This is a genomic window from Aquabacterium sp., from assembly GCF_049274795.1.
Classification (GTDB): Bacteria; Pseudomonadota; Gammaproteobacteria; order Burkholderiales; family Burkholderiaceae_C; genus Aquabacterium.
The window spans coordinates 74073-89271 of record NZ_JBASTH010000086.1; the positions used below are offsets into that span (position 1 = coordinate 74073).

Genomic DNA, 15199 nt, shown 5'->3' on the forward strand with positions numbered 1-15199 from the left:
GACCATGAGCGAACGCCGCAAACTGAGCCTGAGCGCCACCGCCAAGGAGGCCGCCGCCGCCACGCCCCGGCGCAAGCCCGTGCGACCCAATGCGCCCGTCGTGCGTGACCGCGTGCGGCGTGCCGAGCCCGAGGCAGGCACATCCGACGCGCCCGACGCGCCCGACGCGCCTGACACGCAGGCCGCACCGGCCGAACGACAGCGCAACGATGCGCCGCGATCCGCCCCACGCGGCGAGCGTGGCCCGCGCACCGAAGGCCGCCCACAAGACCGAGGACAAGGCCGAGGACAGGAGCGGGATCGCCGGGCCGATGCCCCCCGTGAGGCCTACCCCTCCGAACGCGGCCCACGTGCAACCCGCGCATCACGCGACGACTACCGCACAGAGTCTCAGCAAGAACCTACGCCGCGCTCCCGCAAGACCGTGGAGACCCCGCGCCAGGCCCCCGAAGACGGCCGCGTGCGCCTGTCCAAGCTGATGAGCGAACAGGGCCTGTCCTCCCGCCGCGAGGCTGATGACTGGATCGCCGAAGGCTGGGTCAGCGTCGATGGCGAGGTGGTGACCGAACTGGGCACCCGCGTGTGGCCGCACCAGACCATCACCGTCGACCAGCGCGCCCGCACCGAGCAATCGCAGCGCGTCACCATCCTGCTGAACAAGCCCATCGGCTATGTCAGCGGCCAGGCCGAAGACGGCTACGACCCCGCCGTCGTGCTGATCCGCCCGGAGAACCGCTGGGCCGACGACAAGGCGCCCTGGCAGCTCACGCGCGGCCACCTGCACAAGCTGGCGCCCGCCGGTCGCCTGGACATCGACTCCACCGGCCTGCTGGTGCTGACACAGGATGGCCGCATCGCGCGTCAGTTGATCGGCGAGGACGCCATCGTCGAGAAGGAATACCTGGTGCGCGTGCAGAGCATGGCGCAACCGGACGCCGAGAACGTGTCCGCCTTGCTGCCCGAGGACCAGCTCGAACTGCTGCGCCACGGCCTGATGCTCGACGGCAAGGCGCTCAAGCACGCCAAGGTGTCCTGGCAGAACGAGCAGCAACTGCGCTTCGTGCTGCGCGAGGGCAAGAAGCGGCAGATCCGGCGCATGTGCGAACAGGTGGGCCTGAAGGTGGTCGGCCTCAAGCGCGTGCGCATGGGCCAGGTCGTGCTGGGCAAGCTGCCGCTGGGCCAGTGGCGCTTCCTGGGCCCCCATGAGCGCTTCTGAGCGCGCAGGCGCCCAGCCCGCCATGCTGCCTGCGCTGCCACCCCATTGGGTGGTGGTGACGGCCTTGTCGCTGCTGCTGGGGCTGCAACCCGTGGCCACCGACCTGTACCTGCCAGCCCTGCCGCAGATGCCCGCCTCCCTGGGTGTGAGCGCGGCCGCGGTGCAATGGACCTTGTCGGTGCTGGTGCTGACCTTCGGCATCGCCCAGCTGTTCTGGGGCCCGGTGTCCGACCGCCTGGGGCGCCGCCCTGTGCTGCTGGCCGGGCTGGCCCTGTTCACCCTGGCCAGCGTGGCCACGGTGGCGGCGCCTGACCTGAACGTGCTGGTGCTGGCCCGTGCGCTGCAAGGCGTGGGGCTGGCCGCTGCCCTGGTGTGCGCCCGCGCCATGATCCGTGACCTGTACACGCCCGAACAGGGCGCGCACGTGCTGTCCCAGGGGCTGAGTGGACTGGGCGTGATCGCCCTGGTGGGCCCGATCATTGGCGGCATCACGGCGGCCAGCCTGGGCTGGCGCGCCACGCTGGGCCTGCTGGGCCTGTTCGCGCTGGCCTCGCTGATCTTCATCTGGCGACGCCTGCCGGAGACGCTGCCTGATCACCGCCGGCAGCAAGGCCAGAGCCTGCGGCAACGCCTGGCGCAGTGGCAGGGCATCGTGCGCCAGCCCATGTTCCGTGCCTACACCACGCTGACCTCGTCCACCTATGGCGGGCTGTACGTGTTCCTGGCGGCCTCGTCGTTCGCCTTCATCGAGGTGCTGAAGGTCAGCCGCCCGGTATTCGGCCTGGTGATGGCGTCCATGTCCCTGTTCTACCTGGGCGGCACGCTGCTGTGCCGGCGTTGGCTGCCGCTGCGGGGGCTCACGGGCACCGTGCGCGTGGGCGCGGGCTGCTCGCTCACCGGCGGGCTGTGGTGCGCGGGCCTGTCGGCCTGGACGCTGGCCACCGACCACACGCCATCGCCCTGGGCCGTGATGCCTGGCCTGTGGATCTACGCCATCGGCCACGGCCTGCACCAGCCCTGCAGCCAGGCCGGCGTGGTGGCGTCCTTCCCGCATCAGGCCGGTGCGGCATCGGCCTTGTCAGGCCTGATCATGTGCTGCGTGGCCTTTGCCATCAGCGCCGTGCTGGCCGTGTGGATGAAAACGCCCGGCATGGCCGGCACGCTCCACCCCCTGACGCTGGGCGTGGGGCTGGGCGGCGCCCTCACCGCCTGGGTGGCGCTGGGGCTGGTCCAGCGCCATGGCCGGCCGGTGGCCGAACAGCACGCCGTGTCATGAACACTTCGACCGCCCCTCAAGGCCTGCCCGTGGCCGGCAGCCTGCCCGAGCACCCGCCGTTGATCCTGGCGGGCCCAACTGCCTCCGGCAAGACTGCGCTGGCCCTGGCCCTGGCCGAGCGCCTGCCCATTGAAATCATCAGCGTCGATTCCGCCCTGGTGTACCGGGGCATGGACATCGGCACGGCCAAGCCCAATGCGCAGGAGCTGGCCCAGGTCCCGCACCACCTCATCGACATCATCGACCCGGTTGAGAGCTACAACGCCGCGCGCTTCGTGCTGGACGCCAACCGGCTGATGGGCGAGATCCGCGCCCGTGGCCGCCTGCCCCTGCTGGTGGGCGGCACCATGCTCTACATCAAGGCCCTGCTGGGTGGGCTGGACGACATCCCCTCGGCCTCCCCCGACGTGCGCGCGATGCTGGATGCGCGCGCCGCCGCCGAAGGCTGGCCCGCCATGCATGCCGAACTGGCCCGGGTGGATCCGCTCACGGCCCAGCGCCTGCCGCCCAATGATGCCCAGCGCATCCAGCGGGCGCTGGAGGTCTGGTACACCACAGGCCGGCCCATCTCCGATTTCCAGCGGCGCCATCGCGAGGGAGCTGACAACACGCAGGACAACACCGCACCCCCGGGCCTGCTGCTGTCGCTGGAGCCCACCGACCGCGCCTGGCTGCACGAGCGCATCGGCCTGCGCTTCACGCAGATGATGGACCACGGCTTCATCGATGAAGTCCGTCGGCTGCGCCAGCGGCCGGACCTGCACCTGGGCCTGCCCTCCATCCGCTGCGTGGGCTACCGGCAGGTGTGGGAGGCGCTGGACCAGGGCCTGAACCCCGACGACCCCAAGGTGCGCGCCGACATGGCCGAGCGCGGCGCTGCCGCCACGCGGCAACTGGCCAAGCGCCAGATCACCTGGCTGCGCTCCATGCCCTGGCGGCATGTGCTGCCTTGCGACCAGGGCGTCGACGTGGATGCCGTGGTGCAACTGATCCAGCGTTCAGAGGCCTGAGCCCCAGGCCAAGCGCTCGCAAGCGCTCAGAAGGACTCCCAATCCTCTTCCCGCGCCGTGGCGGTGGCCATGGGCTTGCCGCCCGGCAAGGCGGCGGGTTTGCTTGAAGCAGCCACCGCGGCCGGGCGGCTGGCACCCACGGCCTTGGGCGCAGCCTGGGCCGCCACCGGCTTTCGGATCGCCCCATGAGGCGCAGGGCGGCTGGACGGCCCCCTCGCTTGCGCCACCGCGCCATGGTGACCCACGTTGAACACGCTGACCACCTCGCTCAGGCGGTGCGCCTGATCCCGCAGCGAACTGGCCGCCGCGGCGGATTCCTCCACCAGTGCCGCGTTCTGCTGCGTCATCTGGTCCAGATGGGTCACGGCGGTGTTGACCTGGCCGATGCCGTCACGCTGCTCGGAAGCGGCCGCCGCAATCTCGCCCATCAGGTCGGTCACGCGCTGCACGCTGGTCACGATCTCCTGCATCACGGTGCCGGCATCGCCCACCAGGCGCGCGCCGGATTCCACCGTGTCCACTGAATCGCCGATCAGCGATTTGATCTCCTTGGCGGCCTGGGCACTGCGTTGCGCCAACGTACGCACTTCACCCGCCACCACGGCAAAACCGCGGCCCTGCTCGCCCGCGCGCGCGGCCTCGACCGCGGCGTTGAGCGCCAGGATATTGGTCTGGAAGGCGATGCCGTCGATCACGGCGATGATGTCCGAGATCTTCTTGGACGACGAGGTGATCTGCGCCATGTTGGCCACCACCTGGTTCACCACATCGCCACCCCGCCGCGCAGCCTGGGCCGCGCCGCTGGCCAACTGGTTGGCCTGGCGCGCCGTGTCGGCCGACTGGCTGACCGTGCCGGTGAGCTCTTCCATCGACGAGGCCGTTTCCTGCAGGCTGGACGCCGTCTGCTCCGTGCGGGCCGACAGATCCTGGTTGCCCGTGGCGATCTGCGCCGAAGCGGTGGATACGGACTCCACCCCATGGCGCACCTCCGTCACCAGCGTGCGCAGCCTGTCCACCATGGCCGACAAGGCCCGGGTCAGCTGCGCCACCTCGTCACGGCCTTCAGCGGCCAGGGTGTGAGTCAGGTCACCTTCGGCCACGCCCTGCGCCAGGTCGACGGCGCGCTGCAACGGCCTGGCAATGGCATTGGAGATCAGCCAGCCCAGGGCCACCGCAGTACCGACGGCCAGCACCAGCAACACGATCACGAACATGCGGCTGCTCTGGTAGACGCGCTCGGCGGTCTGGCTGGCTTCTTCGGCCTGCTTGCCATTGAACTCCGCCAAGGCCTTGGTCGATTCCGCCACCGCATCGAACAGGCGCGAGCCGTCCAGCACCAGCTCCACGGCCTTGGCCTGGTCGCCGGCCATCACGGCCTGGCGGACCTCGTCACTGCGGGCCAGGTAAACGGCCCAGCGCTCCTGGAAGGTCTTGAACAGCGCGCGCTCTTCATCGCTGGTGATGAACTCTGAATAGCTCTTGGCGTGCTTGGCCACCGTGTCCCGCGCCTCCGGCAGGCGATCGAGGTACTTCTGCCGGTCGGCCTCGGTGGTGTGCAACAGGCGGTACTCGCGTGTGCGGTATCGGGTGGCGGATTCCGCGATCGACAAGGCATCACGCACGCCGCTGATGTTGTAGGTGACGATGCCGCTGGCCTGATCCTTGACGTTGGCCAGTTGCACCATCGACAGGATGCCCACGATCAGCATGCCCAGCACGATCAGCCCGAAGCCCAAGGTCAGCTTGCCCTTGAGCGACAGGTTGTTGAGGAGTTTCATGGTCGGCCCCCAGGGACAGGTACTGCCCCGTCACGTTGCTCGGATGGCGCGCACCGCCCGCACCATGGCTACAGCCCCTCTATTTCTCCATGCCGCCCCAGCATACAGAACATGGAGAAAATCGGTCAAGCCCAAAGAAAAACGCCCCCGAAGGGGCGTTTCATGTCTGGCTCAACCGAAACAGGTGCTTCAGTGCGCGCCGCCCGCATCCACCGAGGCGCCGCCCTTGGCGGGTTTTGCCAACCACAGCAAGGGGATCAGTGCCAGGAACAGCCAGGCCGACATCAGGAAGACGTCATCCGCCGCCATCGTGAAAGCCTGCTGGTCGATCAGCCGGTTGATCTGCGCGGCCGCCTGCTCGAAGCTCAGCCCCGCCTTGGCGAACATGTCCAGCGTGCCGGCCATGGCCGGGTCGGTGCTGCTCAGGCGCTCCGTCATGTGCACATGGTGCATGGTGGCGCGGTTCTCCCACAGCGTCGTCACGATGGACGTGCCCATGGCCCCGGCCGTGATCCGCGCGAAGTTGCTCAGGCCCGATGCCGCCGGGATCTGCTCAGGCTTCAGCCCGGACAGCGTGATCGCGCTCAGCGGCACGAAGAAGAAGGCCAGCGCCCCGCCCTGGATGATCGTGGGGATCATGATCGTGCGCAGGTCGGTCTGCACCGTGAAGTTCGAGCGCATCCACAGCACCAGCGCGAAGACCACGAAGGCCACCGTCGCCAGCCGGCGCGGATCGACCCGGCCCACGTTCTTGCCCACCATCGGCGACAGCAGGATGGCCAGCACCCCCACCGGCGCCAGCGCGATGCCCGCCCAGGTGGCCGTGTAGCCCATGTACTGCTGCAGCCACAGGGGCAGCAGCACCACGTTGCCGAAGAACAGCATGTAGGCCACCGACAGCGTGAGCGTGCCCAGCAGGAAGTTGCGCCGCGCGAACAGGCGCAGGTTGACGATGGGGTGTTCTTCCGTCAGCTCCCAGGCCACGAAGACCACGAAGCCCACCGCAGCGATCACCGCCAGCGCGACGATCTGCCCGCTCTCGAACCACTCCAGCTCCTTGCCCTTGTCGAGCATGATCTGCAGCGCGCCCACCCACAGCACCAGCAGGCCCAGGCCCACCGAATCGATCGGCAGCTTGCGCGTGGGCGTGTCACGCTTGGCGTAGATGCGCCAGCTGATCGCCGCGGCCAGCAGGCCCACCGGCACGTTGATGTAGAAGATCCATGGCCAGGAGACGTTGTCGGTGATCCACCCACCTAACAGCGGCCCCGTCACCGGCGCAACGAGCGTGGTCATCGCCCACAAGGCCAGCGCCATGCCCGCCTTGGCCGGCGGATAGCTGGCCAGCAGCAGGGTCTGCGACAGCGGGATCATCGGGCCGGCCACCAGGCCTTGCAGCACGCGGAAGCCGATCAAGGCCTCCAGCGACGGCGCGAAGCCGCACAGCCACGAGGCCAGCACGAACAGCAGCACGCTGCCCACGAACAGGCGCACCGCGCCGAAGCGCTGCGTGAGCCAGCCCGTGAGCGGCACCGAGATGGCGTTGGCCACCCCGAAGCTGGTGATCACCCAGGTGCCCTGCGTGGGGCTCACACCCAGGTCACCCGAGATGGCCGGCAGCGACACGTTCGCGATGGACGAATCCAGCACGTTCATGAAGGTGGCCAGCGACAGGGCCAGGGTGCCCAGGGCCAGGGTGCCGCCGGTCAGCGGCGCCGGTGCCGCTGTGGCCCCCGAGGGCGCGGCGGACGAGTTCGCGCTCATGATCAGACGCCGGAAGCGGCGACAGGCTTGGCGGCGGTGCGCTGCGGCGCTGCCGCACGGGCTTGCTGAACCGGCGCGCCTGCCAGCTTGGCATGCGTGCTGGCCGGAGCGCCCGCATTGGTGGCGATGATGCGGCTCACACGCTCATCAGCATCCTTCTGCACACCATCGAACACCGCGGTCTGGGCCACGGGCTGCTGGCGGGTGGTTTCGGCCACCAGCGGGCCATCCTGGCTGCTCACGTCCACGGTGGCATCCATCGACAGGCCCACGCGTAGCGGGTGCTTCTTGATCTCTTCAGGCTGCAGGGCAATGCGCACGGGCACGCGCTGCACCACCTTGATCCAGTTGCCGGTGGCATTCTGCGCAGGCAGCAAGGCGAACGCCGCGCCGGTGCCGGCCCCAAGGCCCGCCACCTTGCCGTGGTACTCCACCTTCTTGCCGTACACGTCGGCGGTGAGCGTCACGGGCTGGCCCAGGCGGATCTTCTGCAACTGGCTTTCCTTGAAGTTGGCATCGACCCAGACGTTGTCCAGCGTCGCCAGCGACATCATCGGCGCGCCAGCCTGCACGCGCTGGCCCACCTGCACGCTGCGGCGTGCCACCATGCCATCGACCGGGGCGACCAGGTCGGCGCGCTTGAAGGCCAGGTAGGCCTCGCGTACACGGGCCGCGGCACGCTGCACGTTGGGGTGGTCCTGCACGGTGGTGCCATCGGTCAGGGCACGGTTGGACGTGGCCTGCTCACGCGCGGCCGCCAGCGCCGATTGCGCGGCGGCCAGGGCGCTCTTGGCCGATGCCAGTTGCGTCTGCGCGTGGTTGAACTCTTCCTTGCCCACGGCACCCGTGGCCACCAGTGGCGAGCGGCGGTTCACATCGTCCTGGGCGCGGGCGACATCGCTCTGCACCTTGCTCACATCCGCTTCACGCAGGGCCACCTGAGCCGCCAGCGTGGCGTTGTTGGCGAACACGGTGCGCACTTCCCGCACCGTCTGGGCCAGTTGGGCCTCGGCCTGGTCCAGCGCCACACGGGCGTCCGCCGGGTCCAGGCGCACCAGCAACTGGCCGGCCTTGACCATGTCGGTGTCATCGGCCTGGATGGCCAGCACCGTGCCGCCCACCTGCGGCGTGATCTGCACCACATTGGCCTGCACGTAGGCGTTGTCGGTGTTCTCGATGTGGCTGCTGACCAGCCACCAGTGGATGCCCCAGGCCACACCGGCCACCAGGACGACGCCACCGATGATCTTGAGCGCCTTCTGGCGTTTGGGGTTGGCCGCTGCCCCGGCCACAGGGGTGTTTTGTTCGCTCATGGGGTACTTCAGTTCAGGGAAAGCTTGGCCGAGGTGTTTGTTGTGGTGGGCACAGCGCCCGGAACAGCGAGGGCCGTGGAGGCGGGCCAATGTCCCCCCAGGGCCTTGATGAAGCCGACACGGTTGTCCACGGCGCGGGCGCGCAGGTCCACGCCCAGGCGCCGCTGGTTGAGCACGGCCGATTCGGCACTGAGCACCGTGAGGTAGGGCCCCAGGCCGGCGCGGTAGCGCTGCAGGGCCAGGTCATAGGCCGATTCCGTGGCACGCTGCGCCAGGGACTGCTCCTGCAACTGCCGGTCGATCGACTGGCCGGATGTGAGCTGATCCGCCACATCGTGCACCGCCTCGATCACCGAGCCGTTGTAGGCGGCCACGGCCATGTCCTGCTCGGCCAGGCGGCCTTTCAGGTTGGCCTGGCGGCGGCCCGCATCGAACAGCGGCAGGTCAATGGCCGGGGTGGCACCGTACTGCTGGCTGCTCGACTTGAGCACGCGGTCCAGCCCGATGGCGTTGAAGCCCAGGAAGCCGACGATGTTGATGTTGGGATAGAACAGGGTGCGCGCGGCATCCACCTCGGCACCGGCGGCCTCGGCGCGCCAGCGCAGGGCCATCACGTCGGCGCGCTGGGCCAGCAGGTTCACGGGCACCTCCGCGGGCAAGGCATCGAGCTGCAGTTGCGCCAGGCGGGGCGACAGCTGGGCCGTGGCCGCCATCGGCTGCGCGCTCAGCGCGGCCAGCAGGTGGCGCGACAGGGCGATCTGCTCATCGAGCGCTTCGATCTGCTGACGCGTCTCGGGCAAGGCGCCCTCGCCCTGGCGCAGCTCGACATTGGTGTCCAGGCCGGCATCGACACGCTGGCGCACCAGCGACAGCAGCTCGTCGCGCTGGGCCAGCGAACGCACGGCCACTTCGCGCTGGGCCAGTTGCCGTGCCAGTTGCACATAGGCGCGGGCCACATTGGCCGACAGCAGCGTGCGGGCCGCCTGCGCATCGGCCTGCGCGGCACGCGCCTGGCCCACGGCCGAGCGCAACTCGGCCCCATGGCGCCCGAACAGGTCCAGCTCCCATTGGCCCTGCAACTGAAGCGTGCCTGTGCTCCACATATTGCCCGCGATGGGTGCCGGCACCAGGCCGTTGGCGGTATAGCGCTGCCGGGACACCTCGGCGTGTGCCCCCACCTGCGGCATGTCGGCCGCCTCACGGGTCTGCACCGCGGCCTGGGCCCGTGCCAGGCGCGCGCTGGCGGCCTGCATGTCGGGGTGAGCGCTCAGTGCCTCGCCGATCAGGGCGGTCAACGCCGGGTCGCCCAGGCGGGCCCACCAGGCCTCGCTGTCAACCAGGCTCTGGGGGCCTTCGGCCTTGGTCTCGAGCAGGCCATAGCGGCCCGCATCCACAGGCGCCACCGAGGCCTTGAGATCCCCTTGAGAGGCACAACCGGCCAACGCCGCGACGGCGACAGCACTCAAACAGGCCATCTTCACTTGCTTCAACTCGATCATCCGGTTTGACTCCCGGGCTGCTGTGCATCCTTGGCCTTGATCGCATCGGCGTTGCACAGCATGCGCCGCAGCAGGGACAGCAGGGTCTGCCACTCATCGTGGCTGAACCCTGTCAGATAGGCGTTGAGCACCTCCGACATCACCTTGGGCACCTCGTCGGCCACGGATCTGCCGTCGTCGGTCAACTCCAGGCGCGCCACACGGCGGTCCGAGGTGGAACGCACACGACGGCACAGGCCCTTGGCCTCCAGGCGATCGAGCGTGCGCGTGAGCGCACCGGGGTCGATCTGCAGCTCGCGAGACAGCTCGGCCAGCGTGCCGGCCTTGCCTTGCGCGATCATGAACAGTGGCGTCCACTGGGCGTGGGTCAAACCCAACGTTTCAAGGCGCCTGTCAATATCCGTGATCAGACTGAGCATGATGCGACGCATGAGGAAGCCCACGCTCTCGTCGCTGCAGTACCCCTCTGGCTTGTAGAAGGTCGGTGTACTCATAACGATTTCAATGTATTTGCCTATGCAAATATTGTCAAGACAGCATAATTAACGCAACCTTTCATTGCTGAACAACATGAACGCCGCTGTCGCCAAGACCGATGCGCCCGCAGCCGCCCGCTCACCCGCACCGCTGCGAGCCCTGGGCCCCTTCCTGCGCCCCTACCGCAAGCGGATCGCACTGGCCGGCCTGTTCCTGATCCTGGCCGCGCTGACCACGCTGGTGCTGCCCATCGCCATGCGCGCCCTGATCGACCAGGGCATGGTCTCGCCCGATCCGGGTGAGCGCGTGATGGCCCTGCGCGACCACTTCCTGGCCTTGGGTGGGGTGGGCGTGGCCCTGGGGGTGTTTTCGGCCTTGCGCTATTACGCCGTCACCTGGCTGGGCGAGCGCCTGGCCAGCGACCTCAAGCGCGCGGTGTACGACCACATGCTGCGCCAGAGCCCTGCCTTCTTCGAAACCACCCGCACCGGCGAAGTGCTGTCCCGCCTCACCGCGGACACCACCCTGATCCAGACGGTGGTGGGCTCCAGCCTGTCCATGGGGCTGCGCAACAGCATCATGGGCCTGGGCGCCCTGGCCATGCTGGTGGCCACCAACCCCATCGTGATGGCCCAGGTGCTGGGCGCCCTGGTGCTGGTGGTGCTGCCGGCCGTGGTCTACGGCCGGCGCGTGCGGCGCCTCTCGCGCGCCAGCCAGGACCGCGTGGCTGACACCAGTGCCATCGCGGCCGAGGTGCTGGGCGCCATCCCCGTGGTGCAGAGCTACACCGCCGAAGCGCGTGAGGCCCAGCGCTTCGGTGATTCGACCGAAACCGCCTTCAAGACTGCCCAGCGCCGCATCAGTTCACGCGCCGCGCTGGTGGCCTTCATCATCAGCGCCACGGCCGCGGCGCTGCTCTGGGGTCTGTACCAGGGTACGCAGGCCGTGATCGACGGACGCATCAGCGCTGGCCACATGGGGCAGACGGTGGTCTACGTGGTGCTGCTGATCAGCTCGGTGGCGGCCCTGTCCGAGGTGTATGGCGAGATCCTGCGTGCAGCCGGCGCCACCGAACGGCTGATGGAGTTGCTGGACACGCGCTCGGACATCCAGTCACCCGCCAGCCCGGCGGTGCTACCAGCCGCACAAGGTGGGCTGGTTGTCGAACTGCGCGGCGTGCGCTTTCACTACCCTTCACGCCCCACCCAGGCGGCGCTGGACGATGTGAGCCTGCACGTGCGACCCGGCGAAACCGTGGCCCTGGTGGGGCCCAGCGGAGCAGGCAAGAGCACCGTGTTCCAGCTGCTGCTGCGCTACTACGATCCGCAAGCCGGTCAGTTGCTGCTCAACGGCACGCCCATCGACACCCTGTCGCTGGACGACCTGCGCCACCGAATCGGCATCGTGCCGCAGGACAGCACGATCTTCTCGTCCACCGCGATGGAGAACATCCGCTACGGCCGCCCCGGCGCCACCGACGACGAGGTGATGGCCGCGGCCCGTGCCGCCCATGCCCATGATTTCCTGCAGCGCCTGCCCGAGGGCTATCACACCCACCTGGGCGAGCGCGGCGTGCGCCTCTCGGGCGGCCAGCGCCAACGCATCAGCATCGCCCGCGCCATTCTCAAGAACGCCCCGCTGCTGCTGCTTGATGAAGCCACCAGCGCACTCGACACCGAAAGTGAACGTGCCGTGCAGGCAGCCCTGCGCGAAGCCATGAAGAACCGCACCACCCTGGTCATCGCCCACCGCCTGAGCACGGTCGTCAACGCAGACCGCATCGCCGTGATGGACCAGGGCCGGCTGGTAGACACTGGCACCCATGCGGAACTCATGGCACGATGCAGTCTCTACCAGCGGCTGGCCTCGGCCCAGTTCGAAGCAGAGGCGCCGGCTCCTCGCATCGTCAGCATCGGCTGACACACGGATCAGGCTGACCCGACAGTCACCCATCAACCTGCCAGACACACTGGCAGCCTTCGCCTCGCGCTGAGGCTTGATCGTTCTGGAGAACCACAAAATGACGCAGACCATCAATGCTCAACCCGCCGTGCGCAGCCTGCGCCGCACCATCTTCGTCACCAGCACCATCGTCGGTGCAGCGCTCATCGGCGCCGGTTGCGCCAACATGGACGATACCCAGAAGCGCACCGCTGGTGGTGCCGCCGCGGGTGCCGTCATCGGCGGCGTGCTGAGCAAGGCCACCGGCAACAGCGGCACGATCGGTGCCGTGGTGGGCGGTGCCGCCGGCGCTGTGATCGGCAACGTGTGGTCCAAGCGCCTGGAGTCGCAAAAGCAGGCCATGGAACAGGCCACCCAGGGCACCGGCGTCGAAGTCACCCGCACGGCAGACAACCAGCTCAAGCTGAACATCCCCAACGACATTTCGTTCGCCACCAACAGCGCCGCGCTCAAGCCTGAGCTGCGCTCGGTGCTCGAAACCTTCGCCACCAGCCTGCGCCAAAACCCCAGCCTGGTCGTGAAGGCCATCGGCCACACCGACAGCACCGGCAGCGATGCCATCAACAATCCGCTGTCCGTCTCGCGCGCCAACAGCGTGCGTGATTTCCTGACGGACCGCGGCGTGGCCTCCAACCGCATCGAGGCCGACGGCCGCGGTTCGCGCGAACCGATCGCCAGCAACAACGACGAAGCCAGCCGCGCCAAGAACCGCCGCGTCGAGATCTTCGTGCGCGACACGGCCGCCGCGTCCTGATTCCCCTTGTTTCACCGCCTGGCCTTCGGGCCGGGTAGGATGTGCTGACAGCCCGGATAATCCGGGCTGTTGCCTTTTCCCCGTCCGATTTCACCTTTCCCGCGAGGTCACCCGGTGAGCCGTCCCGTCCGCAGCCAGTACGAAGATTTCATGCGCCACGTCTACACCACGGGCGTGCTCAAGACCGACCGCACCGGCACCGGCACGCGCAGCGTGTTCGGCCACCAGATGCGCTTCGATTTGTCCGAAGGCTTCCCGCTGGTCACGACCAAGAAGGTGCACCTGAAATCCATCATCGTGGAGCTGCTGTGGTTCCTGCGCGGGGATGACAACGTCAAGTACCTGAAGGACCACAACGTCACCATCTGGGACGAATGGGCGCGTGAAGACGGCTCGCTCGGCCCGGTCTACGGCGTGCAGTGGCGCAACTGGCCCAAGCCCGATGGCGGCCATGTGGACCAGATCAGCCAGGTCGTGCAGCAGCTCAAAAGCAGCCCCGATTCGCGCCGCATCATCGTCAGCGCCTGGAACGTGGGCCTGATCGAGCAGATGGCCCTGCCGCCCTGCCACGCCTTCTTCCAGTTCTACGTGGCCCCGCCCACGGAAGCCGGCGGCAAGGGCAAGCTCAGCTGCCAGCTCTACCAGCGCAGCGCGGATATCTTTTTGGGCGTGCCCTTCAACATCGCCAGCTACGCCCTGCTCACCCACATGCTGGCCCAGCAGTGCGACCTGGACGTGGGCGACTTCGTCTGGACGGGCGGTGATTGCCACATCTACAGCAACCACACCGAGCAGGTCGAGCTGCAACTGAGCCGCACGCCCCACCCCTACCCGGTGCTGAACATCAAGCGCAAGCCTGAGTCGATCTTCGACTACGCCTACGAGGATTTCGAAGTGCTGGAATACGAACACCACCCCGCCATCAAGGCGCCGGTGGCCGTCTGATTCGGGGGGCGCGCCATGATCGTCACCGTCATCGCCGCCGTGGCCCGCAATGGCGCCATCGGCAAGGACAACGCCCTGCTGTGGCGCCTGCCGGAAGACCTGCAGTTCTTCAAGCGCACCACGATCGGCAGCCCGATCATCATGGGCCGCAAGACCTTCGATTCGATCGGCACGCCGCTGCCTGGGCGCCGCAACATCGTCATCACCCGCAACACGGGCTGGCTGGCGCCAGGCATCGAGGTGGCGCATTCGCTGGATGCCGCACTGCATCTGGTGGCCGATGTGCCCAAGGTGTTCATCATCGGCGGCGCGCAGATCTACGCCGATGCACTGCCCCGTGCGAACGAGCTGATCCTGACCGAAGTGGACCAGGATTTCGAGGGAGACGCCTTTTTCCCGGCCTGGGACAAGGCCGCGTTCGACGAAACCAGCCGTGAGGCGCACCATTCGCCGGCCCCCAACGATTTCGGCTACGCCTTCGTGACGTACCACCGGCGATCCCCGCCCTGACCAGCGCCCAGGGGCGGGTGAACACAGCGGATCGGGCAGCAGCGCCGCGCATGGGCACAATACACACCCACGCTCAAACGCCCTGCCCCTTCCCATGAAACTCGCCACCTGCGAGTTCAAATGGCGTTTCAGGGGAGTTCAACACATCCCAGGCAATGGCCATAAGTCATTGTCATCAAAGCGTTTTCCTCCAACAGCGTCCCATCACGTCTCACTGAAGCACAACAAAAATGGGTAGCTAGCTGGGTAGCTAGCGTACTAAAATTGCGCCTAGCTACCCATTGGAGGACGAGCCATGGCACGCCGGGGAAATTTGCTGGACGATGTACAGATTCGACGCTGGATCGCAAAAGGCGCCGCCATCGCGCGATCTGATGGCGATGGCTTGACTTTCACCTTGTCGAGTGCAGGAACCGCCACGTGGGTTCTGCGCTACCGAGTCTCTGGTGTGCGCCGCAAAGAAATCACGCTTGGAAACTATCCGGACCTGACCCTCGCTGCAGCCCGAAAGCTTGCTCGTGAGCGACGCGTTGATGTAGACCAAGGCAAAGATCCTGCCGCGGACAAAAAGGTCCTGAAAATGAGGACCCAGATGGCTTGGACAGTGCGGGAGTTGATCTCGGACTACAAGGAAAAGAAGCTGACCACACCGCCATTGGCGGAGGGAACTGTCTACTACCGAAAGTGGGATCTGG

Annotated in this window: 13 protein-coding genes; 8 read left to right on the forward strand and 5 right to left on the reverse strand. The window is 67.7% G+C overall.

The window, feature by feature from the left end; translation table 11 throughout:
• Positions 1-4 precede the first annotated feature (4 nt).
• The 3 genes from WAQ08_RS14075 to miaA are packed head-to-tail and all read left to right on the forward strand — an operon-like array spanning position 5 to position 3502.
• Complete coding sequence (locus WAQ08_RS14075; RefSeq protein WP_422192243.1) at positions 5-1216, forward strand: pseudouridine synthase; 1212 nt, start codon at positions 5-7, stop codon at positions 1214-1216.
• Entirely contained in the window at positions 1203-2492 is a 1290-nt protein-coding gene (locus tag WAQ08_RS14080; protein ID WP_422192245.1) for a multidrug effflux MFS transporter, read from the forward strand. The genes WAQ08_RS14075 and WAQ08_RS14080 overlap by 14 nt, the downstream gene beginning before the upstream one ends.
• Positions 2489-3502, forward strand: a complete 1014-nt coding sequence (gene miaA, locus WAQ08_RS14085; protein ID WP_422192247.1) for a tRNA (adenosine(37)-N6)-dimethylallyltransferase MiaA — start codon at positions 2489-2491, stop codon at positions 3500-3502. The genes WAQ08_RS14080 and miaA overlap by 4 nt, the downstream gene beginning before the upstream one ends.
• Before the next feature lie 26 nt (positions 3503-3528).
• On the opposite strand, the gene WAQ08_RS14090 is transcribed toward miaA, so the two are convergent.
• The 5 genes from WAQ08_RS14090 to WAQ08_RS14110 all read right to left on the reverse strand — a co-directional run bounded on the left by WAQ08_RS14090 (position 3529) and on the right by WAQ08_RS14110 (position 10350).
• Positions 3529-5280, reverse strand: a complete 1752-nt coding sequence (locus tag WAQ08_RS14090) for a methyl-accepting chemotaxis protein (protein WP_422192249.1) — start codon at positions 5278-5280, stop codon at positions 3529-3531.
• A 189-nt stretch (positions 5281-5469) separates the two neighbouring features.
• Entirely contained in the window at positions 5470-7044 is a 1575-nt protein-coding gene (locus WAQ08_RS14095; RefSeq protein WP_422192251.1) for a DHA2 family efflux MFS transporter permease subunit, read from the reverse strand.
• A gap of 2 nt (positions 7045-7046) precedes the next feature.
• On the reverse strand, positions 7047-8357 hold the full coding sequence (locus WAQ08_RS14100; protein WP_422192254.1) for an efflux RND transporter periplasmic adaptor subunit: 1311 nt from the start codon (positions 8355-8357) through the stop codon (positions 7047-7049).
• Positions 8358-8365: 8 nt separating this feature from the next.
• Entirely contained in the window at positions 8366-9832 is a 1467-nt protein-coding gene (locus WAQ08_RS14105; protein WP_422192255.1) for an efflux transporter outer membrane subunit, read from the reverse strand.
• Positions 9833-9852: 20 nt separating this feature from the next.
• Entirely contained in the window at positions 9853-10350 is a 498-nt protein-coding gene (locus tag WAQ08_RS14110) for a MarR family winged helix-turn-helix transcriptional regulator (RefSeq protein WP_422192257.1), read from the reverse strand.
• Between the two features lie 76 nt (positions 10351-10426).
• Between WAQ08_RS14110 and WAQ08_RS14115 the strand changes: the two genes are divergently transcribed.
• The 5 genes from WAQ08_RS14115 to WAQ08_RS14135 form a co-directional block, all read left to right on the forward strand.
• Positions 10427-12253 carry an ABC transporter transmembrane domain-containing protein gene (locus tag WAQ08_RS14115; protein WP_422192259.1) on the forward strand — a complete coding sequence of 609 codons (1827 nt, stop codon included), beginning with the start codon at positions 10427-10429 and terminating at the stop codon, positions 12251-12253.
• Positions 12254-12353: 100 nt separating this feature from the next.
• Entirely contained in the window at positions 12354-13049 is a 696-nt protein-coding gene (locus WAQ08_RS14120) for an OmpA family protein (RefSeq protein ID WP_422192261.1), read from the forward strand.
• Positions 13050-13163: 114 nt separating this feature from the next.
• The gene (locus tag WAQ08_RS14125; protein ID WP_422192262.1) at positions 13164-13994 is read left to right on the forward strand and encodes a thymidylate synthase; all 831 of its coding nucleotides are present in this window, start codon (positions 13164-13166) and stop codon (positions 13992-13994) included.
• 15 nt (positions 13995-14009) lie between these two features.
• Positions 14010-14504 carry a dihydrofolate reductase gene (locus WAQ08_RS14130; RefSeq protein WP_422192263.1) on the forward strand — a complete coding sequence of 165 codons (495 nt, stop codon included), beginning with the start codon at positions 14010-14012 and terminating at the stop codon, positions 14502-14504.
• Between the two features lie 295 nt (positions 14505-14799).
• On the forward strand, positions 14800-15199 hold a 400-nt coding region (locus tag WAQ08_RS14135; RefSeq protein ID WP_422192264.1), incomplete at its 3' end, for an Arm DNA-binding domain-containing protein.